A 19,098-nucleotide genomic window follows, 5' to 3' on the forward strand; every position below is an offset into this window, starting at 1 on the left:
CACTTGCGCCCGCGGTACTCCGCAGCTCGGAAGAGAATCTGGCATTGATGAGGATACGGGCATTACGGGCGGGCGTCACGGCGCGCCGAGACCCGGCCGCCCCGGCGTCCGGCAGGCAGGGCCCGAGGGGCCGCGCTCACCCCAGGAAACTCAGGCGCACCTTCCGTTCCGGCCTGTCCTTGCTGGTGTCCGCCAACCTCCGCAAGGACCACCCCGCCCCCCGCTCCCACCAGCGCAAGTGCTCCGCGCGAGTGCGGCTTGGCTTCGTCATGCGGCCGATGCGAAGGTCATGCGCCAGGTGACGAAAGAGCGTCGCACGCTCCGGATGCCGTCTCAGCATCGACGCCACCACACTGGCTGAGGTGGCAGTCCAGGATCTCGCGGGCTTCCTTCCGGCGGGAGCGGCGGGGGTGGAACAGCGCGACGCCGACGATGACGACGTACACGCCGGTCCAGATACAGAGCCGCGTGACCACCGTCCAGGCGGCGGGGGTGCCGGTCAGCGGCGGGAGCAGAGTGATGATGGGCATCGCTGGGCGCTCCCTGGCCGCAGCACGCGGAAGGCCTGCCCCACAAGGTGGTCCGGGCCCAAGCCGAGGCCGGCATGCGCCGTCTGGGCACCGACCATCACGACGTCTACTTCGCCCACATCGAGGACCGTCACACACCGTTGGACGACACCGTCGCCACCTTCGCCTCGTTGGTGACCGACGGCCCGGTTCGGGTTATCGGGTGCAGCAACCACGCCGCCTGGCGCATCGCCAAGGCCCGTGAGATCGCCAGGGCCGCGGGGCTGCCCGGCTTCACCTGTGTCCAGCAGCGCCACACTTACCTGCGGCCGCGGCCGGGCGCCGATTTCGGTGTGAACCCGCACATCAGCGACGAGCTGCTCGACTACGCGCGCGAAGAGCCCGACCTGACAGTACTCAGCTAGTCGGTGCTGCTGTCCGGCGCGTACCGGACTCGTGTGAGGCTCCGGGTTCAGGGCGCCTGCGCGACTGCGGAGGGCCGAGGACGCGAAAGGCTGCGGCCTCATGGAACCTCACCTGCCGCTTCGGCGAACAAGCTGCGGCGCCCGGCAATTCAGGCGTGGACCAGTTCCAGCGCCTGCTTCAGGTTGTACTCGGCGACCCCAGCGGCCGGTAGGCGTCGTGCCGTCGCAGGCTTGAATGAGGCCCCGCTCGTTCCTCCAGGCCAGGCCCAGGACGATCTTGCTCAGCCCAGGAAGCTCAGTCGAACCCGACGGTCGGGATTGTCCTTGTTGGTGTCCACCAGGCACACCGACTGCCAGGTGCCGAGCTCCAGCCGGCCACCCAGCACCGGCAGGGTCGCGTGGGGCGGGACGAGGGCGGGCAGGACGTGGTCGCGGCCGTGGCCGGGGCTGCCGTGCCGGTGCTGCCAGCGGTCGTCGGCGGGCAGCAGGGTGTGCAGCGCGGCCAGGAGGTCGTCGTCGCTGCCGGCACCGGTCTCCAGAACGGCGATACCGGCCGTGGCGTGCGGGACGAAGACGTTGAGGAGGCCGTCACGGCCGCCCGCCGCCTCCCGCAGGAAGGACTCGCAGTCGCCGGTGATATCGAGGACCTTCTCGGCGGCGCCGGTGCTGACGTTCAGAACTCGGGTGGTGAAGACATCTGACATGCCCCCATCCTGACGCACACGCCGGGCTTCCACCGGCCCCGCCAGGCCGAGCGCCGGGCTTCCACCGGCCCCGCCAGGCCGGGCACCAGGCTCCCCAGGTCCCGCCGGGCCGCTTGGCGATATGGACGTCCCACTGATCGAGACGCCGTTGACCGTGCGCATGCCAGCTGGCTAGGTTCGGCCACATGTTGCGTTCAGCTCTGCTCACCACGCGCGGTCACATCGACCTGCTGCGGGTGGCCTCCGCCGCGTGTCGCCGCGGCTGCTGACGCCCTCTCCCTCCTCTCTCTTCCCGGCTTCCTCGCCCTCGTTCCGCCTGCCCGCTGATCGCTCCTGATCGCGTCGGCACGGCGGTGGCGAGGCGTGCCTCGCCCGGCCCGCGCTCTCCCCCTGTGGAGCCCTCATGAGCATCAGCCACGCCCCACCCGTGTCCGAAAAATCCGATATCTCGCCTGTATCGGTTCCCGATCTCGACCTCCAGCCCCTCGTTCCCGCCTCCTCCCGGCGCACCCGCGTCCCGCGCTGGCTGCGCCGCGCCGCCGGCCCGGTACTGCTGCTGGTGTTGTGGCAACTCCTCAGCGGCACCGGCGCGTTGCCCCCGGACGTGCTCGCCTCGCCGGGCCGGATCGCCCGGGTCGGCGGTGACATGCTGGCGGACGGCTCCCTGCCCGCGGCCATGGGCACCTCGCTCCAGCGGGTCGCCGGCGGGCTGCTGCTCGGCCTGGTCGTCGGCACCGGACTCGCCCTGGTCGCGGGCCTGTTCCGGATCGGCGAGGACCTCGTGGACGCGCCCGTTCAGATGCTGCGGACGGTGCCGTTCGTCGGGCTCATCCCGCTGTTCATCATCTGGTTCGGCATCGGCGAGGCTCCCAAGGTCGCCATCATCACGCTCGGCGTGACCTTCCCGCTCTACCTCAACGTCTACGCCGGAATCCGCGGCGTGGACGCCCAGTTGATCGAGGCCGGGGAGTCCCTCGGACTGTCGCGGTGGGGTCTCGTACGGCATGTCGTGCTGCCGGGTGCGCTGCCCGGCGCGATGACCGGCCTGCGCTACTCGCTCGGCATCGCCTGGCTCGCGCTGGTCTTCGCCGAGCAGGTCAACGCCGACTCAGGCATCGGCTTCCTCATGGTGCAGGCGCGGGACTTCCTGCGGACCGACGTGATCGTGGTCTGCCTCGTCGTCTACGCCTTCCTCGGCCTGCTTGCCGACTTCATCGTCCGCTCTCTCGAAAAGGTGCTGCTGCAATGGCGACCGACGTTCACCGGCCGGTGACCTCCCAGGCGGTCCACGTCGAGGGCCTCACCCGTTCCTTCGACGGCCGAGCCGTCATCGACGATCTGCGACTGGACGTCCGGCCGGGCGAGTTCGTGGCCCTGCTCGGCCGCAGCGGCTGCGGCAAGTCGACGCTGCTGCGCATCCTCGCCGGGCTCGACCGCGAGATCGAGGGCACCGTGCTGGTGCCGCGCCGCAAGGCCGTCGCCTTCCAGGCGCCGCGGCTGATGCCGTGGAAGAAGGTGTGGCGCAACGTGCTCCTCGGCCTGCCCGGCAAGCCCGAGCGCGCCGTCGCCGAACAGGCCCTGGACGAGGTCGGCCTCGGCCACCGCACGGACGCCTGGCCCAAGACCCTCTCCGGCGGCGAGGCTCAACGCGCCTCGCTGGCCAGGGCGCTGGTGCGCGAGCCCGATCTGCTGCTGCTCGACGAGCCGTTCGGCGCGCTCGACGCGCTCACCCGTATCAAGGCCCAGCGGCTCGTCGGCGAGTTGTGGCAGCGCCGCGGCTGCGCGGTCCTCCTCGTCACCCATGACGTCGAGGAGGCCGTACTGCTCGCCGACCGCGTCCTGGTGATGGACCGCGGGGTCATCGCCCACGAGCAGCGCATCGACCTCGACCGCCCCCGCGACATCACCGATCCGCGCTTCGCCGCCCTGCGCGCCGCTCTCCTCGAACGCCTCGGCGTCGAGGCGACCGCCGCCGAAGCCGCCTGAACCTCCCCGGACACGCGTACGCGTACCGCCCGTACGCCCCGTACGACCCACACGAACGGAACCACCACCATGCGACGACGACGCCTCGCCCCCGCCGCCCTGCTCCTCCCCCTCGCCCTGCTGCTCTCCGCCTGCGGCGGCAACTCGGCGGCCAGTACGTCCGGGGGCCGCGTCGACGGCAAGGGCTCCGTGACCCTGAACGTCGGTGACCAGAAGGGCGGTTCGGAGGCCATCCTGCGGGCAGCCGGGGAACTGAAGGACCTCGACTACAAGATCAAATGGTCGACGTTCACCTCCGGCCCGCCGCTGCTGGAGGCCGTCAACGCCGGGGCCGTCGACACCGGAGGCGTGGGCAACACCCCGCCGGTCTTCGCGGCCGGTGCGGGTTCGAAGATCAAGGTCGTGGCCGCCTGGCACGGCACGTCCAAGGGCGACACCATCCTCGTCCCGAAGGACTCGCCCCTGAAGAACCCCGAGCAGCTGAAGGGCCGTTCGGTCGCCGTCGCCCAGGGGTCCTCCGCCCACTTCCAACTGGTCGCGTCCCTGAAGAAGGCCGGGCTGAAGCTGAGCGACGTCAAGGTCAAGTACCTTCAGCCGGCCGACGCTCTCGCCGCGTTCACCTCCGGCAAGGTCGACGCGTGGGCGGTGTGGGACCCGTACACCTCCCAGATCCTCCAGGGCAAGCAGGGGCGGGTACTGACCGACGGCGACGGTGTGACCAACGGGCACACCTTCCAGGTCGCGGCCCCGGCCGCGCTGAAGGACAAGAAGAAGTCGGCCGCCCTCAAGGACTATCTGGAGCGGCTGCGGCGCGCCTACACCTGGGTGTACGACCACCAGGAGGAGTGGGCGAAGGTCTGGGCCGAGGACACCGGCCTCCCCGAGAACGTGGCGCTGGCGGCGGTGAAGCGCACCTACACGACCCGGATCGCGGTCGCCGTCGACAAGCCGCTGATCGCCTCCGAGCAGGAGATCGCCGACACCTTCACGTCGTTGAAGCTCATCCCGCGCACGGTGGACTTCGCCGAGTTCACCGACACCCGGTTCAACGGCGACCTGCCCCCGTCGACGACCCCGGCGCGCCCTTCCACCGGGTCGTGAGGCGGCGGCAGGGGCCCCCGCCGACGGGCGGGGGCCTCGCGCGTCACGGCCTGGTGACGACCGAGCCGTCGTAGACGTTGTCGGGGGTCGCGACCGCGGTGATCGCCCGGGCGAGCAGCGTCGACGGTTCCTGGCCGTCGACCACGACATCCGAGTTGATCATGATGACCAGGGTGGCCTTCTGCGAGGGCAGGTAGACGGTCACGGTCTCGTAGCCCGGGATCGAGCCGTTGTGGCCGATCCAGCCGTTGGTCTCGAAGATGCCGAGGCCGTAATCGGTGCCGGGGTAGCCGGTGGGCTGCATCCTCAGGCGCTGGGCCTGGGTCTGCGGGCTGAGCAGTTCGCCGGTGGCGACGACCTTCGCCCAGCGGCGCAGGTCGTGCAGGTCCGAGATCATCGCTCCGGCCGCCCAGGCCCAGCTGGGGTTCCAGTCGGTGACGTCCTCGACCTCGCCGCTGAGCGTCTGGTCGGTGTAGCCGCGCGGGTGCGGCTCGGGGAACTCGTCGTCCTGCGGGAAGAGGGTGTGGCGCAGGCCGGCCGGGCGGAACACCCGCTCCTGGAGGACATCGGCGAGCTTGCGGCCGGTGACCTTCTCGATCACCAGGCCCAGCAGGACGAGATTGCTGTTGGAGTACTGGAAGTCCTCACCCGGCCCGAAGGTGTTCGCGTGCCGGAAGCCGTAGGTGAGGACCTCGCGGGGGTTGAAGTACCGCTCCGGGTCGCTCAGCAGGTCGTGGATGAAGTCGGCGTCGGCGGTGTACGGGTACAGGCCGCTGCGCATCCCGGCGAGCTGGCGCAGGGTGATCCGGTGTCCGTTCGGCACGCCCCTGACGTACTTCGCGATGGGGTCGTCCAGCCCGACCCTGCCGTCGTCCACGAGTTCCAGCAGCGCGGTGACCGTGAAGGTCTTGGTCTCGCTGCCGATCCGCACGTAGGAGTCGGCGGTCATCGGCAGGCGGGTGACGGTGTCGGCCACGCCGGTGGCGCGGACGTAGCTCCCCTTGCCCGGCACCCACAGCCCGACGACGACACCGGGGATGTCCGCCTGCTCGCGGGCCTGGGCGACGGCCCGGTCGAGTCGTTCGGTGAGTTCTGGTCCGAGACCGTGCCGCGGGGAGTCGCCGCGGTCGTGACGGGCGGCGCCGGGGGCCGGGGCCGCCGTGGCGGGCATCACCGCCATCGGGGCCAGCACGGACGCCACGAGCAGTGCTGCGGCGAACAGACGACGGGAGGGAGTACGTCGCATCGGGGCGCCTCTTCCGGAGGGGGCGGGACGAAGGAACATCACCACCCGCATCGGTGGCGGGGACCGCCTTGCGGCTCGGGCGGGGAGGAGTCCACTCGTTCGGAGCCACGCCCTCCGCCGAGAAGATCCACCGTGGGAAGATCCAGCGTGGGAAGATCCACGACCCCGTCCCGGTTAGTAGAAGAGTGAACAATACGCGCGAGGTCCAGGTAGTCGTCATAGGCGCTGGTCAGGCCGGTCTGGCAGGCGCCTATCACCTGCGCCGGTCCGGTTTCGAGCCGGGCCGCGACTTCGTGGTGCTGGACCACTCCCCCGGCCCCGGGGGCGCCTGGCAGTTCCGCTGGCCGTCGCTGACGTACGGCAGGGTGCACGGGATGCACGCCCTGCCGGGCATGGAGCTCACGGACGCGGACCCTGAGCGCCCGTCCGCCGAGGTGATCCGCGAGTACTTCGACCGCTACGAGCGGACCTTCGACCTGCGGGTCAGGCGCCCGGTGGACGTACGGGCCGTGCGCGAGGGGTCCGGCGGGCGGCTGCTGGTGGAGACCTCGGACGGTGTGTGGTCGACCCGGGCGCTGATCAACGCGACCGGCACCTGGGACCGGCCGTTCTGGCCGCGCTACCCGGGCCAGGAGACCTTCCGGGGGCGGCAGTTGCACACCGCGCGGTACCCCGGCCCCGAGGAGTTCGCCGGGCAGCGGGTCGTGGTCGTGGGCGGCGGCGCCTCGGGCACCCAGCACCTGCTGGAGATCGCCTCCTACGCGGCGGCCACCACCTGGGTCACGCGGCGCCCGCCGGTCTTCCGCGAGGGCCCCTTCGACGAGGACGCCGGCCGCGCGGCGGTGGCGCTCGTCGAGGAACGGGTGCGGCAGGGGCTGCCGCCCCGCAGTGTCGTCTCGGTCACCGGGCTGCCGCTCAACGACGCGATCCGGCAGGGCATCGAGGACGGGGTGCTCGACCGTCAGCCGATGTTCGACCGCATCACGCCCACGGGAGTGGACTGGGGGGACGGCCGCCACATCGACGCCGACGTCATCCTCTGGGCCACCGGCTTCCGCGCCGCCATCGACCACCTCGCGCCACTGCGGCTGCGCGCCCCGGGCGGTGGCATCCGCATGGAAGGCACCCACGCGGCCGCGGACCCCCGGATCCATCTGGTCGGCTACGGACCGTCGGCCAGCACCATCGGAGCCAACCGCGCCGGCCGCGCGGCCGTACGGGACATCCGGCGGCTGCTGGAGCGGGAGCCGGCCGCGGCGTGACACGGGGTGAGGCCCACCAGGGCCTCACCCGGCCGCCCGCGACCCGCTCTTCTTCTTCGCCTGCGCGTTGAACTCCGCGACGTTGCGCTGGTGTTCCTGGTAGTCCGCGGTGAAGCGGGTGTCGCCCGGGCGGACGGTGACGAAGTACAGCCAGTTGCCCGGGGGCGGGTTGATGGCCGCGCGCATCGCCTCCTCGCCGGGGTTGGCAATGGGCGTGGGCGGCAGGCCCATGCGCTGGTACGAGTTGTAGGGGCTCTCGATCCGGGTGTCGCTCTCCGTCGTACGCAGGGTGGAGCGGTTGAGGGCGTAGTTGATGGTGGAGTCCATCTGCAACGGCATGCCGCGCTCGAGACGGTTGAAGATCACCCGGGCCACCTTGCCCATGTCGGCCCTGGTGGCCGCCTCCGCCTGGACGATGCTCGCGATGGTGACGGCCTGGTACACGTTCATGGCGTTGCGCTGCGCCCCGGCGGCGATGGGCGCGCCGTTGAACTTCTCGTTCGCGGTGTCGACCATCAGCGCGAGGAGCTTGTCCGGCGTGACCTTCTCCTGGAGCGGATAGGTGGCCGGGAAGAGGTAGCCCTCCGGATTGCCCTCGGCGTCGTTCGGCAGTTTGAGGGCGGCCTTGTCCAGGGACTTCTTCGTGCTGCCGGCGGGCAGGGCGAGGGCCTTGTCGACGGCCGCGTACACCTGGCTGGCGCGCCATCCCTCGGGGACCGCCAGGGTCGTGGGCCGGCTCTCCTCCTCGGTCCCCAGGGTCAGCAGCGGCACCGCCACGGCGGTACCGACCACGACGGCTCCGGTCGCGACGAGGGCGATGCGGCCCCTGCGCGTCAGTCGAATCGTGCTCCGTGGCGGAGTGTTCTTCTGCATGCGGGCACGGTAACCCGCATAGCGTCACAAACCCGGCATATTTTCAGCTTGTCGGTTCCAGTTGAGCGTCCCGGCGTACCAGCGCCGCGTACCGGCCGCCCTCCTCCAGGAGCTCCTCGTGCGTGCCGCGTTCGACCGCACGGCCCGAGTCGAGGACCACGATCTGGTCGGCGCCGCGCACGGTGGACAGCCGGTGGGCGATGGTGAGGGTGGTGCGGTTGGCCGACAAGGCGTCGATGGCGTCCTGGACGGCGGCCTCGGTACGGGTGTCCAGCGCGCTGGTGGCCTCGTCGAGGATGAGCACCGGCGGGTCGCGCAGGATGGTGCGGGCGATGGCCAGGCGCTGCTTCTCACCGCCGGAGAAGCGATGGCCGCGCTCGCCGACGACGGTGTCGTAACCGTCGGGCAGGGCCGCGATGTGGTCGTGGATCTGGGCGGCCTTCGCCGCCTGGCGCAGTTCCTCGTCGGTGGCGTCGGGCTTGGCGAAGCGCAGGTTCTCGGCGACCGAGGCGTGGAAGAGGTACGTCTCCTGCGAGACGACGCCGACCGCGCGCGCCAGGGTGTCGAAGTCGAGGTCGCGGACGTCGGTCCCGTCGAGGGTGACGCGGCCTCCGGTGACGTCGTAGAGACGGGGCACCAGATAGCCCAGCGTGGACTTGCCGGCGCCGGTGGAGCCGACGAGGGCGAGGCTGCTGCCCGCGGGGACGGTGAGGTCGATGCCGTCGAGGACCGGGCCGCCCTTGTCGTCGTAGCCGAAGGAGACGTTCTCGAAGCGGACCTCTCCCTTGATCCGGTCGAGTCGCACCGGGTCGGGACGCTCGGTGATGTCGATCGGCAGGTCGAGGTACTCGAAGATGCGCTGGAAGAGGGCGAGCGAGCTCTGGATCTGCACACCGGTCGACAACAGGCTCACGGCCGGGCGGAACAGGCCCTGCTGGAGCGAGACGAAGGCGACGATCGTGCCGATGGAGACTTCCGGGCCGCCCAGTTGCAGGGCCATGCCGGCGGTCCAGTAGATGACGGCGGGCAGGGCGGCCATGACGATCGTGATGACGGCCATGCGCCACCGGCCTGCCATGTTCGACCGCACCTCCAGGTCGACGAGTTCCTCGGACTCGTCGGAGAAGGACTTCGTCAGCGAGTCGGAGCGGCCCATCGTGCGGCCCAGCAGGATGCCGCTGACGGAGAGCGACTCGGTGACGGTGGCGGCCATGGCGGCCATCTGCTTCTGGCGTTGGGTGGTGATCTTGCGGCGTTCGTTGCCGACGCGGCGGCTGATCCACACGAACACCGGCAGCAACAGCAAGGAGACGACCGTCAGGCGCCAGTCGAGGGCGATCATCGCGACGATGGTGGCGACCACGCTGGTGACGTTGGAGACCAGGGAGGTCGCGGTGGAGGTGACGGTGGCCTGCATGCCGCCGATGTCGTTGGCGATGCGGGACTGCACCTCGCCCGTGCGGGTGCGCGTGAAGAAGGCGAGGGACATGCGCTGGAGCCGGCCGTAGACGGCGGTGCGCAGGTCGTGCATGACGCGCTGGCCGACCGTCGTGGAGATCAGGGTCTGGAGGACTCCGAAGACGCTGGTCAGAACGGCACTGAGGATCATGCCCAGGGCGAGGAGACTGAGCAGGCCCGTGCGCCCCTCGGGGATCGCGACGTCGAGGATCTCCTTCAGCAGGAAGGGCGTGGCGACCGAGACCAGCGACGCGGCGCCGACCAGCAGGCCGACGATCGCGAGACGGCCCCGGTAGGGGCGGAAGAGGCCGAGGATGCGGCGGACCTGCCGGGGCTGCTCCTTCGAGTCGGCCGGTGGGGTCCAGGGGGCTTCACGGTCGGGATGCATGGGCTCCTACGAGAGACGCGGCGGATCGGATCACAGCTCATTGTTACCTATGCTCACAATGAACTGCATCCTGATATTGTTCCCGCATGACCACGCCCGACCCCGACGGTCTGCTCGCCGAGCAGTTGCTACGGCTCACCCGCCGGGTGCACCGCATCCAGAAGCGCCATCTGGAGCACCGCGACCTCGGCATCACCCCGGCCCAGTCCCGGCTGCTGCGCACACTCGCGCACTGGGGGTCGCCGCCGCGTATGGCCGATCTGGCCGAGCGCCTGGAAGTGGTGCCGCGGGCCGTGACGACGCTGGTGGACGGCCTTGAGGCGAGCGGCAAGGTGCGGCGGGTCCCGGACCCGGCGAACCGGCGGGTGATCCGCATCGAGCTCACGGACGACGGCCGGGACGCACTGCGCGAGCTGCGGGCGGCGCGCAGGTCGGCAGCGGAGGAGATCCTCGCGCCGCTGACGGGGTGTCAGCGGGAGGCGCTCGGAGGGTTGTTGAACACCCTGGTCGACGGCACGCCGGCGGAGCCCTGCTGACGGACCGGGACACGACAGCGGGCCGCGGCCTCCGCTCGTCCTGCTGAAGCGGCGGCCGCGGCCCACTCGGTTCCGGTCAACCGGCCTCGGGAACGGGCTCTTTGGGCTCCTTGGGCTCCTTGGACTTCTGGGCCGGGATGCCCGGCGCCAGCGCCTCGGTGCCGGTCTCACCGCCCGTTTCCTTCGCACCGCCCGGGTCCTTCGCACCGCCGGGGCCCTTCTCAGCGCCGAGGTCCTGGTCGGCGCCGATGCCCTTCTCGCCGTCGTCCGGCGTGGAGGGGTCCTCCCCGTCGAGCACCTTCTTCGCCCGGTCCGTGTCCAGGGCGCCCTCCCAGCGGGACACCGCGAAGACGGCGACGCAGTTGCCGAGCAGGTTCGTGACGACGCGCATCGAGTCCATGATGCGGTCCACGCCGAGCAGCAGCGCGACCGCACCGGCCGGGATCGCCCCGAGGGACGAGGCGGTCGCGGACAGGGCGAGGAACGCCGATCCGGGGATGCCCGCCATGCCCTTGCTGGTCAGCATCAGCACCAGCACCACGGTGATCTGCTGACCGAGGCTCAGGTCCACACCCACCGCCTGGGCGATGAACAGCGTGCCGATGGACAGGTAGAGCGAGGCGCCGTCGAGGTTGAAGGAGTAGCCGGTGGGGAGCACGAGTCCCACGGCGTCGTCGCGGGCACCGGCCCGGCGCAGCTTCTGCATCACGCGCGGCATGACCGACTCGGTGGACGCGGTGCCGAGCGCGAGCAGCATCTCCTCGCGGATGTAGCGCAGGAACTTCCACAGGCTGAGGCCGGTCACCAGCTTCAGCGCGACGGCCAGCAGCGCGACGAACAGCGCGGCGGCCACGTAGCAGAGCACGATGAGTTTGGCGTACGTCTGCATCACGCCCAGGCCGTAGCTGCCGACCAGGTGGGCCATGGCGCCGAACACCGCGAGCGGGGCCAGCCGCATGATGAAGCCGACGACGGCGAAGATGATGTCCTGGGCCTGCTCGATCGCGGGCAGGACCTTCGGCACCTTGGTGTGCCCGAGGTGCAGCAGAGCGGCGCCCACCAGGCAGGCCAGGATGAGGACTTGGAGCAGCTCGTTCTCGGCGAAGGATCCGATGAAACTCTGTGGAAGCGCGTTCAGGACGAACTCGGTCGTCGTGGGCAGGTGGCCTCCGCCCGTCGTCTCCTCCACCGCCGCGGCGTCGAGCGAGGAGGGGTCGACGTTCATGCCCTTGCCCGGGCCGACGACGTTGGCGGTGACGAGACCGATGATCAGGGCGGCCGTCGAGGCGATCTCGAACCAGATGAGGGCCTTGACCCCGATCCGGCCGAACGCCTTCAGGTCACCGGCCTTGGCGATGCCGACGACGACCACGCAGAACACCAGTGGCGAGATCACGGTCTTGATGAGCCGGGTGAAACCGTCACCGAGCGGCTGGAGAGCCGTGGCCGTGTCCGGCCACAGCTTTCCGACGACGATTCCGAGGACGAGCGCGCAGGTTACCTGCGCGAAAAGCGAGGTGCGTAGAGTGCGTGCGGCACGTCGCGGGAGAGACGGTACGGACGGGGGCACGAAGCCTCCTCGGGGGACGGGGCGCACAGAAGCCGGAAGAGACTTCTGTGATACGGAAAGCGGCTTCCGTTTCCGACACTCTGGAGGCTGTCTTGATCGCGCACAAGACCGCTGCGTTTCAGCCAAGTAAAAGTGTCATAAGTGACACACGTCACACACACCCCACTGGTCACCTCAGCACCGGCTGCGGTCCTCGGTGAGCACCCCCTGCACGGTGGTCAGGGTCCGGTCGTGGCAACCGCGCGAGCCGTACAGCCGGTAGCGCTCACTCGTGGTGCCGACCGCATGGCGTTGGTCGCGCGGCACGTTCGCCGTGTACGTCGCATCGCCCGTGTAGGAGTTGTCGAGCCGCGACCACGCGGTCCGTCGCCCGCCGTGGGTGCCGACGACCGTGGCGCGGTCGCCGAGAGTCAGCACGGTGCGCAGGCGATCGCCCGCACCGAGGGTGGTCGTGCCGTCCATCGTGTAGGCGCGGTGGGTCCGCGTGGTGCGACCGCCGACGGTCACCGACTCGTCGTCCGTCCAGCCGGCTTCGAGAGCGTCACGCGTCTCACCGTCGGTCCACCGGTGCGTGGACGTGTTGGCGAGCGAGCGGCTGACGGTGGTCCTCACGCGGCCGTGCGATGTGTCGACGTAGCCGCCGACGGTCAGCCGGTGGGCGCCGTCGGTGTCGACCCGGTGCTCCGAACCGGGCGTGTGAACGGAGGAGTTGGTGAGGTCGCCTGCCGTGTGCACGGTGAGCTTCCCGGTGACCCGTGCGCGCTGCTCGTCCTGCCAGACGAGGACGTTCACGGGCGTGCTCCAGCCGGCCTGCCCCTCGGGTACGCCCACGACCGAGACCTCGACGCGGTGCGGGCGGCCGTCGTTGAGGATCCCGGCGAAGGGGGTGAGGTCGTAGGTGATGGGCTTGATGTCGAAGGCGCGCGGGCCTGGGATCACGTACCAGAGGAACGGGTTGGACCAGCCTCCGGTCCACACCGTCGGGAACGGGGCGGCGATGCCGGCGAGCCTGCCGTCCACGCTGATCTGCACCTCCCGGTAGGGGCCTTGACCGGCCTTGCAGGAGTAGGGGGCCGGATCGGGCACTGTCAGGTACCAGTACTCCTCGCAGCCGCCGCCGGAGCCGGTCGCGTACACCTCGGCGACGATGCGCTCGCTGTTGCGCGGTGTGCTGAGGGCCGAGTCGCCGTCGAGGGTGAGGACCCGGTCGGGGCTCAGGCCGTCGGGCCGGCCCCGGTAGAACGTCAGTGTGGCCTTGACGTCGAGGACGCCCGTGTAGGTGTCGTCGACGACGTTCCCGATGAGCATCTCGACGTCCCGGCCCGTGCGGAAGGTGTCGCTGTAGCGCGTGACGTCCTTCTCCACGGACCACTCGATGCCGTCGGGCGAGGGCTGCGGCGTCGACGTCCGGAGGATCTCGACCCCGCCGACACGGAGGTAGCCGAGCCGGTCGTACTGGCGTCCCTTGACCTTGCCGTCGAGCCGCAGCACCACCTTGCTCCAGCGGTCGCCGCAGCCGTCCGGCGGTGTGTACGTGCCGCGATAGGGGGTGAAGTCACGGAACTGCGCCTGGGCGAGGGTGACTTCGCAGGACTTCCCGGAGGGCCGTTCCACCGGTGGTGCGGCCGTGACCGGGTCGTGCCAGTCGGTGCCGAACTCGGCGGGGGCGCCGGCCGCCGGGGCCGGGACGTCCGCCGCCCCGGCGGGTCCGCTGCCGAGGAGGGTGCTCGCCAGGAGGGTCGCTCCGGCAAGCATGGACATGACGATCCGTCTCTTCATGGGCGGTGTTCTACGGGGAGTCGGCCACCCGCGCAATGACGACTAGGCAGCCAGATCCGCCCTGTCCCCCATCACCACCACGGGACGCTGTCGCGGGTCCAGCGTGCGCAGGAGGTACCTCATCGCCTGCTCGGACACGCTGACACAGGCCGACGTGCCGCTGCCGTGGTCCATGTGCAGCCAGATCCCGCCACCCTTCTTCTCACCCTCGGGGCGGGTCGGGTCGTTCGGCGGGGTGCCCTTGACGCGGTTGTAGTCGATGGCGATGACGTAGTCGAAGTCGTGCCAGTGCGACGTGGCCCACCAGCGCGGGGCGGCGAAGGCCGCGGAGCGGGTGTACGGCAGCCCGGAGCCCGGGTCCGGCAGGACGCCGCCCGCGTCGCTGAGGGTGAACACACCCACCGGGCTGCGGCCGTCGTCCTCGTGGTGGTCGGTGGTCCAGCCCTTCTTGCCGTTGTGCCCGGCCCAGCCGCGCTCCCGCTTCCAGGTCGAGCCGTGCTTCGTGTACAGGACGACCGTGGAGTCGGCGGAGTCCTTCCCGTCGCCGTAGACCGCGACGACCTGGCGGGAGCCGGACGGGATCCGCCGCTGGAGCCGGTCGCCGACGCCGGGGACGCGCGTCGGGGCGGCCGTGGCCGCATGAGTGCGGGCCGCCCGGCCCTCGGCTTGTGTCGCCCCACTGCCCCGCGCGCCGCCGCAGGCGGACAGAGCGGTCAGGAAAGAGGCGAGAACCGCCGTCGCGGTCACGGCTCGTCGTACGCCACCACTGTGCATCGCTCCATGGTCGCACCGCGATCCGGGCGACGGTGGGCCGAGGCCCGGAGAGTCGGTGGCGCACGGCGAACGGCCGGTTCCGTTCGGTGGGCGGAAAACCTGTTGCCCGCCACCTCGCGCCAGGGCGAACCTGTCACGGTTTGCTGCCTTCGGCCGGACTCCACCCCCTGACACGAGCCACTGGGACGTCATGCAGATTCAAGACCTTCCGTACCCCGACCCGGGCGTGCCGGACGCGCGTTCGGGGCCCCGATTCCTGTGGTGGCTCTTCCGCAATCAGCGGGGCGGTCAGCTCAAGTCGCTGGCCTGGGGACTGCTGCACTTCGCCTCCGTGGCCGCCCTGCCGTTCTGTGTCGGGGTCGCCGTGCAGGCCGTCGTCGACCGCTCCGGCACCGGGCTCGCCCTGGCCGGCGGCCTGCTGGCGCTGGCCTGCGTCGGCAACGCGGTCGGCGACACCTTCCTGCACCGCACCGCGATCACCAACTGGATCACGGCGGCCGCCCGCGTCCAGCAACTGCTCGCCCGCAAGGCCGCCCATCTGGGCTCGGCGCTGACGCGGCGCGTCGCGGCCGGGGAAGTGGTGGCGGTCTCGACCGGCGACGTCGAGAAGATCGGCTGGTTCGTCGAGGCCCTGTCTCGCTTCACCGCGGCTCTGGTCACGATCGTGCTGGTCTGCGTGGGCCTGCTCGTCTACCAGCCGGCGCTCGGCGTGGTCGTCGCCGTCGGACTGCCCGCGCTGGCGCTCGCCGTGCTGCCGTTGCTGCCCCGCGCCACCCGGCGTGCCGACACCCAGCGCGAGAAGGCCGGACGCGCCACCGAACTCGCCTCGGACACCGTCGCCGGCCTGCGCGTGCTGCGCGGCATCGGTGGCGAGGAACTGTTCCTCGACCGCTACCGCAGCGCCTCCCAGGAGGTACGCCACGCGGCTGTGCGCAGCGCCCGGATGTGGGCCCTGATCTCCGCCATCCAGGTCCTGCTGCCGGGACTGCTGCTCATCGCGGTCGTCTGGTACGGCGTGGGGCTGGCGCGCGAGGGCCGGATCACCGTCGGCGAACTGGTCACCGTCTACAGCTCGGTCATGGTCCTCACCTACCCGCTGCGGCACTTCGAGGAGATCGCCATGGCGTACTCCTTCTCCCGGCCTTCCGCCAAGCGGGCCGCGGGAGTGCTGTCGCTGCGACGGCCCACCGACACCGCCGGATCGCGCGCGGCCGACGTCCCCTGCGGCGACCTGTACGACCCGCAGACCGGGCTGCTCGTGCCCGCCGGCCGTCTCACGGCGGTGGTGTGCGGCGATCCGGACGCGGCGGGCCTGCTGGCGGAACGGCTGGGGGGACACCCGTCCCAGGAGGGCACCTCGGTTCTGCTGGGCGGAGTGCCGCTCGACGAACTGCCGTTGGACAGCGCCCGTACGGCCGTCCTCGTCCAGGACAAGGACCCGGTGCTGCTGTCCGGCACGCTGCGCGAGCTGCTCGACGTGCCCGCGTCGGGCGCCGTCCGGCCGGAAGCGGCACTGGCGGCCGCGCAGTGCGACGACGTGCTGGCGGCCCTGGTGCAGGGCTCACTGGACGCCACCGACCCCATGGACGCCCGGATCACCGAGCGCGGCCGGTCCCTGTCCGGCGGTCAGCGCCAGCGGCTCGCGCTCGCCCGGTCGCTGATCACGGACCCGGAGGCGCTCGTCCTGGACGAGCCGACCTCGGCCGTCGACTCGCACACCGAGGCACGGATCGCGCAGGGCGTGCGGGAGTTGCGCGCCGGGCGCACGACCGTGGTGTTCACCTCCTCGCCGCTGCTGCTGGACCGCGCCGACCGGGTCGTGTTCCTGCACGACGGCGAGGCCGTGGCGGTCGGCGCCCACCGCGAACTGGTGCGTACCGAGCCCCGCTACCGGGCGGTGGTCACCCGCGAGACGGACGACGAGGCCGCCCTGAACGGCTCCGTCGCCGTGAACGACGTCCTGCACGAACTGGAAGAGATCGAGGAGAAGGCATGATCGGCGTCGCGCCACCGGCGTACGACCCGGCGGCCCCGACGACGGCGAACACCCTGCCGGTCGGCGCCCCCGAGACCGTCCGCACCTACGTGGCCGAACTGCTGCGCCGGCACCGGCGGGCGTTCCTGCTGCTGGTCGCCGTCAACACCGCTGCCGTGATCGCCTCGATGGCAGGTCCCTGGCTGCTGGGCGGACTGGTGGAGCGGGTGTCCGACGGGGCGCGGGACCTGCGGCTGGAACTCACCGCCGGGCTCTTCGTGGCCGCACTGGCGGTCCAGGCCGTGTTCGTCCGTCAGGTACGGCTGCGCGGCGCGATGCTGGGCGAGCGAATGCTGGCCGACCTGCGCGAGGACTTCCTCGTCCGCTCGGTCGGGCTGCCGCCCGGGGTGCTGGAGCGGGCCGGGACCGGCGACCTGCTGTCGCGCATCACGACGGACATCGACCGCCTCGGCAACGCCATGCGCGAGGCTGTGCCACAGCTGTCGATCGGCGTGGTGTGGGTGTTCCTGCTGATGGGCGGCCTGGTGATCACGGCGCCGCCGCTGGCGCTCGCCGTGCTGCTCGCCCTGCCGCTGCTGATCGTCGGCTGCCGCTGGTACTTCCGGCGGGCGCCCTCCGCCTACCGTTCAGAGTCCGCCGGGTATGCCGCCGTGGCCGCCGCGCTCGCCGAGACCGTGGACGCCGGGCGCACCGTCGAGGCCCACCGCCTGGGCGAGCGCCGCGTCGGGCTGTCCGAGCAGCGGATCCGGGAGTGGACGGCCTGGGAGCGGTACACACTCTGGCTGCGGTCGGTGCTCTTCCCGGTCATCAACACCACCCACGTGACCGTACTCGCCTCCGTCCTGATGATCGGCGGTGTGTTCGCCCTCCACGGGTGGATCGACGTCGGCCAGCTGACCACCGGCGCGCTGATCGCCCAGATGCTGGTCGACCCGGTGGGCATGATCCTGCGCTGGTACGACGAGCTGCAGGTGGCCCAGGTGTCGCTGGCCCGGCTCGTCGGGGTCCGGGACATCGAGCCGGACGCCGGGGATCCGTCGGTGACCCCCGAGGGACGCCACGTGCACGCCGACCGGGTGCACTTCGGCTACCTGGAGGGCGTGGACGTCCTGCGCAAGGTGTCCCTGGAGGTCTCCCCCGGCACCCGGCTGGCCCTGGTCGGCCCCTCGGGCGCGGGCAAGTCCACGCTGGGCCGGCTGCTCGCCGGGATCTACGCGCCCCGGGACGGCCGGATCACCCTGGGCAGCGCCGAGCTGTCCCGGATGCCCGCCGAACGCGTCCGCTCCCATGTGGCCCTGGTCAACCAGGAGCACCACGTCTTCGTGGGCTCCCTGCGCGACAACCTGCGGCTCGCGCGGACCGGTGCCGTCGACGCCGAGCTGTGGGCGGCGCTGGGCGCGGTCGACGCGGACGGCTGGGCCCGTGCGCTGGAGGAGGGCCTGGACACCGAGGTCGGCTCGGGCGGGCTGGCGCTCACCCCGGCCCAGGCCCAGCAGATCGCGCTGGCCCGCCTGGTGCTGGCCGACCCGCACACGCTGGTCCTCGACGAGGCGACGTCCCTGCTCGACCCGCGCGCCGCCCGCAACCTGGAACGGTCCCTGGCCCGCGTCCTGGACGGCCGCACCGTCGTCGCCATCGCCCACCGGCTGCACACGGCCCACGACGCGGACGTCATCGCCGTCGTCGAAAGCGGCCGCATCAGCGAGCTGGGCAGCCATGAGGAGCTGGTCGCGGCGGACGGGGCGTATGCGGCGCTGTGGAGGTCGTGGCACGGCTGAGCACCGCGTCGTGCGAGACGGCCGCCCTCCTCCCAGGGGGGCGGCCGTGTCCTTGGCGTTGCGCGGTCCCGAGCCGGGGTGGAAGGCTGGAATCAGGCACCGGCTCGGGGACCGCCCGGGAAGCAGTGGTTCGGGCGGAGTCTGTGCTCCGTGCGGCGGCGGCCCGGAGCGGGTCCCGTGACAACGGGCTCGTCCCCACCCCCTGGAGGTACCCGTGAACAGCTCCGACGGCTGGGGAGACGACGTCTACCAGCCGGACCAAGACGAGCAGAGGGAGGACACGGGGCTGCTCGACGCCGAGGACACCCTGGAGAACGACGGCGTCGACGATCCCCTGGACCGGGGCTGGTCCCCTCCCGATCGGCCCTGGGCCGTCGAGCACCTCGGTGTGACGGCCGCCGAGCGGCAGCGGGGCGAGACGCTGGACCAGCGGCTGTCCGAAGAGCTGCCGGATGCCGCCGCCCCTGACGGTGACGGCCTCGGGGACTGTGCGGGCACCGACGGGGAACTCCTGGACAACGAGGTCGGCGCCGCGCGCTCCGGCCGGCTCGTGGCACCCGACGAGGGCGCCCACGAGGACGAGGAGGAGGCACTGGTCGCCATGGACGTGGGCATCGACGGTGCCGCGGCGTCGGCCGAGGAGGCCGCCGTGCACATCGTCGACGAGGACACCCTGTCCGGCTGATCGCAAGGCCGTCCCGAGCCGTTCGAGG

Annotated in this window: 18 protein-coding genes; 10 read left to right on the forward strand and 8 right to left on the reverse strand. The window is 71.3% G+C overall.

The genetic code is table 11. The features are described 5' to 3' along the window. Positions 1 to 287 precede the first annotated feature (287 nt). Entirely contained in the window at positions 288 to 530 is a 243-nt protein-coding gene (locus tag QOL88_RS04940; RefSeq protein WP_097215254.1) for a hypothetical protein, read from the reverse strand. Positions 531 to 577: 47 nt separating this feature from the next. Between QOL88_RS04940 and QOL88_RS04945 the strand changes: the two genes are divergently transcribed. Beyond that, a complete protein-coding gene (locus QOL88_RS04945) occupies positions 578 to 934 on the forward strand; it encodes an aldo/keto reductase (protein WP_097215255.1) in 357 nt (118 codons plus the stop codon). A gap of 281 nt (positions 935 to 1,215) precedes the next feature. Here the strand turns inward: QOL88_RS04945 and QOL88_RS04950 are convergent, their stop codons facing one another. Next, complete coding sequence (locus tag QOL88_RS04950) at positions 1,216 to 1,638, reverse strand: secondary thiamine-phosphate synthase enzyme YjbQ (protein WP_097215256.1); 423 nt, start codon at positions 1,636 to 1,638, stop codon at positions 1,216 to 1,218. Between the two features lie 185 nt (positions 1,639 to 1,823). Between QOL88_RS04950 and QOL88_RS38800 the strand changes: the two genes are divergently transcribed. The 4 genes from QOL88_RS38800 to QOL88_RS04965 all read left to right on the forward strand — a co-directional run bounded on the left by QOL88_RS38800 (position 1,824) and on the right by QOL88_RS04965 (position 4,725). Then, a complete protein-coding gene (locus QOL88_RS38800; RefSeq protein WP_349817350.1) occupies positions 1,824 to 1,907 on the forward strand; it encodes a putative leader peptide in 84 nt (27 codons plus the stop codon). Positions 1,908 to 2,041: 134 nt separating this feature from the next. Continuing rightward, complete coding sequence (locus QOL88_RS04955) at positions 2,042 to 2,911, forward strand: ABC transporter permease (RefSeq protein WP_097215257.1); 870 nt, start codon at positions 2,042 to 2,044, stop codon at positions 2,909 to 2,911. Next, positions 2,884 to 3,624 carry an ABC transporter ATP-binding protein gene (locus QOL88_RS04960; RefSeq protein ID WP_097215258.1) on the forward strand — a complete coding sequence of 247 codons (741 nt, stop codon included), beginning with the start codon at positions 2,884 to 2,886 and terminating at the stop codon, positions 3,622 to 3,624. Before QOL88_RS04955 ends, QOL88_RS04960 begins: the two co-directional genes overlap by 28 nt. 69 nt (positions 3,625 to 3,693) lie before the next feature. Beyond that, positions 3,694 to 4,725: an ABC transporter substrate-binding protein gene (locus tag QOL88_RS04965; protein ID WP_097215259.1), complete on the forward strand. Its 1,032-nt coding sequence runs from the start codon at positions 3,694 to 3,696 to the stop codon at positions 4,723 to 4,725. Between the two features lie 43 nt (positions 4,726 to 4,768). Here the strand turns inward: QOL88_RS04965 and QOL88_RS04970 are convergent, their stop codons facing one another. After that, positions 4,769 to 5,971, reverse strand: a complete 1,203-nt coding sequence (locus QOL88_RS04970; RefSeq protein ID WP_097215260.1) for a serine hydrolase domain-containing protein — start codon at positions 5,969 to 5,971, stop codon at positions 4,769 to 4,771. 185 nt (positions 5,972 to 6,156) lie between these two features. Between QOL88_RS04970 and QOL88_RS04975 the strand changes: the two genes are divergently transcribed. Then, positions 6,157 to 7,233 (forward strand): NAD(P)-binding domain-containing protein, encoded by a 1,077-nt coding sequence (locus QOL88_RS04975; RefSeq protein ID WP_097215261.1) that lies wholly within the window; start codon positions 6,157 to 6,159, stop codon positions 7,231 to 7,233. A 24-nt stretch (positions 7,234 to 7,257) separates the two neighbouring features. Here the strand turns inward: QOL88_RS04975 and mltG are convergent, their stop codons facing one another. After that, positions 7,258 to 8,106 carry an endolytic transglycosylase MltG gene (gene mltG, locus QOL88_RS04980; RefSeq protein WP_097215262.1) on the reverse strand — a complete coding sequence of 283 codons (849 nt, stop codon included), beginning with the start codon at positions 8,104 to 8,106 and terminating at the stop codon, positions 7,258 to 7,260. A gap of 43 nt (positions 8,107 to 8,149) precedes the next feature. Continuing rightward, positions 8,150 to 9,952, reverse strand: a complete 1,803-nt coding sequence (locus QOL88_RS04985) for an ABC transporter ATP-binding protein (protein WP_097215263.1) — start codon at positions 9,950 to 9,952, stop codon at positions 8,150 to 8,152. An 86-nt stretch (positions 9,953 to 10,038) separates the two neighbouring features. Here QOL88_RS04985 and QOL88_RS04990 point away from each other — a divergent pair, with 86 nt between their 5' ends. Continuing rightward, complete coding sequence (locus tag QOL88_RS04990) at positions 10,039 to 10,488, forward strand: MarR family winged helix-turn-helix transcriptional regulator (protein WP_097215264.1); 450 nt, start codon at positions 10,039 to 10,041, stop codon at positions 10,486 to 10,488. A gap of 76 nt (positions 10,489 to 10,564) precedes the next feature. On the opposite strand, the gene QOL88_RS04995 is transcribed toward QOL88_RS04990, so the two are convergent. The 3 genes from QOL88_RS04995 to QOL88_RS05005 all read right to left on the reverse strand — a co-directional run bounded on the left by QOL88_RS04995 (position 10,565) and on the right by QOL88_RS05005 (position 14,611). Next, positions 10,565 to 12,058 (reverse strand): cation:dicarboxylate symporter family transporter, encoded by a 1,494-nt coding sequence (locus QOL88_RS04995; RefSeq protein ID WP_097215265.1) that lies wholly within the window; start codon positions 12,056 to 12,058, stop codon positions 10,565 to 10,567. Positions 12,059 to 12,232: 174 nt separating this feature from the next. After that, entirely contained in the window at positions 12,233 to 13,837 is a 1,605-nt protein-coding gene (locus tag QOL88_RS05000; RefSeq protein WP_097215266.1) for a peptide-N4-asparagine amidase, read from the reverse strand. Between the two features lie 42 nt (positions 13,838 to 13,879). Further along, positions 13,880 to 14,611: a L,D-transpeptidase family protein gene (locus QOL88_RS05005; RefSeq protein WP_097215267.1), complete on the reverse strand. Its 732-nt coding sequence runs from the start codon at positions 14,609 to 14,611 to the stop codon at positions 13,880 to 13,882. 190 nt (positions 14,612 to 14,801) lie between these two features. Here QOL88_RS05005 and QOL88_RS05010 point away from each other — a divergent pair, with 190 nt between their 5' ends. The 3 genes from QOL88_RS05010 to QOL88_RS05020 all read left to right on the forward strand — a co-directional run bounded on the left by QOL88_RS05010 (position 14,802) and on the right by QOL88_RS05020 (position 19,070). Beyond that, positions 14,802 to 16,607: an ABC transporter ATP-binding protein gene (locus QOL88_RS05010; RefSeq protein ID WP_097215268.1), complete on the forward strand. Its 1,806-nt coding sequence runs from the start codon at positions 14,802 to 14,804 to the stop codon at positions 16,605 to 16,607. Further along, on the forward strand, positions 16,604 to 18,385 hold the full coding sequence (locus QOL88_RS05015; RefSeq protein ID WP_097215269.1) for an ABC transporter ATP-binding protein: 1,782 nt from the start codon (positions 16,604 to 16,606) through the stop codon (positions 18,383 to 18,385). The genes QOL88_RS05010 and QOL88_RS05015 overlap by 4 nt, the downstream gene beginning before the upstream one ends. Positions 18,386 to 18,599: 214 nt before the next feature. Further along, positions 18,600 to 19,070 (forward strand): DUF5709 domain-containing protein, encoded by a 471-nt coding sequence (locus QOL88_RS05020; RefSeq protein WP_097215270.1) that lies wholly within the window; start codon positions 18,600 to 18,602, stop codon positions 19,068 to 19,070. Positions 19,071 to 19,098: the final 28 nt, after the last annotated feature.

Source organism: Streptomyces sp. Ag82_O1-12 (assembly GCF_900182715.1).
Lineage (GTDB): Bacteria > Actinomycetota > Actinomycetes > Streptomycetales > Streptomycetaceae > Streptomyces > Streptomyces massasporeus.

Excerpts from the sequence above, each read along its gene's own strand:
- QOL88_RS04940 (WP_097215254.1), bottom strand. The coding sequence starts at position 530 with ATGCCCATCATCACTCTGCTCCCGCCGCTGACCGGCACCCCCGCCGCC.
- QOL88_RS04950 (WP_097215256.1), bottom strand. The coding sequence starts at position 1,638 with ATGTCAGATGTCTTCACCACCCGAGTTCTGAACGTCAGCACCGGCGCC.
- QOL88_RS38800 (WP_349817350.1), top strand. The coding sequence starts at position 1,824 with ATGTTGCGTTCAGCTCTGCTCACCACGCGCGGTCACATCGACCTGCTG.
- QOL88_RS04955 (WP_097215257.1), top strand. The coding sequence starts at position 2,042 with ATGAGCATCAGCCACGCCCCACCCGTGTCCGAAAAATCCGATATCTCG.
- QOL88_RS04960 (WP_097215258.1), top strand. The coding sequence starts at position 2,884 with ATGGCGACCGACGTTCACCGGCCGGTGACCTCCCAGGCGGTCCACGTC.
- QOL88_RS04965 (WP_097215259.1), top strand. The coding sequence starts at position 3,694 with ATGCGACGACGACGCCTCGCCCCCGCCGCCCTGCTCCTCCCCCTCGCC.
- QOL88_RS04970 (WP_097215260.1), bottom strand. The coding sequence starts at position 5,971 with ATGCGACGTACTCCCTCCCGTCGTCTGTTCGCCGCAGCACTGCTCGTG.
- mltG (WP_097215262.1), bottom strand. The coding sequence starts at position 8,106 with ATGCAGAAGAACACTCCGCCACGGAGCACGATTCGACTGACGCGCAGG.
- QOL88_RS04985 (WP_097215263.1), bottom strand. The coding sequence starts at position 9,952 with ATGCATCCCGACCGTGAAGCCCCCTGGACCCCACCGGCCGACTCGAAG.
- QOL88_RS04990 (WP_097215264.1), top strand. The coding sequence starts at position 10,039 with ATGACCACGCCCGACCCCGACGGTCTGCTCGCCGAGCAGTTGCTACGG.
- QOL88_RS05000 (WP_097215266.1), bottom strand. The coding sequence starts at position 13,837 with ATGAAGAGACGGATCGTCATGTCCATGCTTGCCGGAGCGACCCTCCTG.
- QOL88_RS05005 (WP_097215267.1), bottom strand. The coding sequence starts at position 14,611 with ATGCACAGTGGTGGCGTACGACGAGCCGTGACCGCGACGGCGGTTCTC.
- QOL88_RS05010 (WP_097215268.1), top strand. The coding sequence starts at position 14,802 with ATGCAGATTCAAGACCTTCCGTACCCCGACCCGGGCGTGCCGGACGCG.
- QOL88_RS05015 (WP_097215269.1), top strand. The coding sequence starts at position 16,604 with ATGATCGGCGTCGCGCCACCGGCGTACGACCCGGCGGCCCCGACGACG.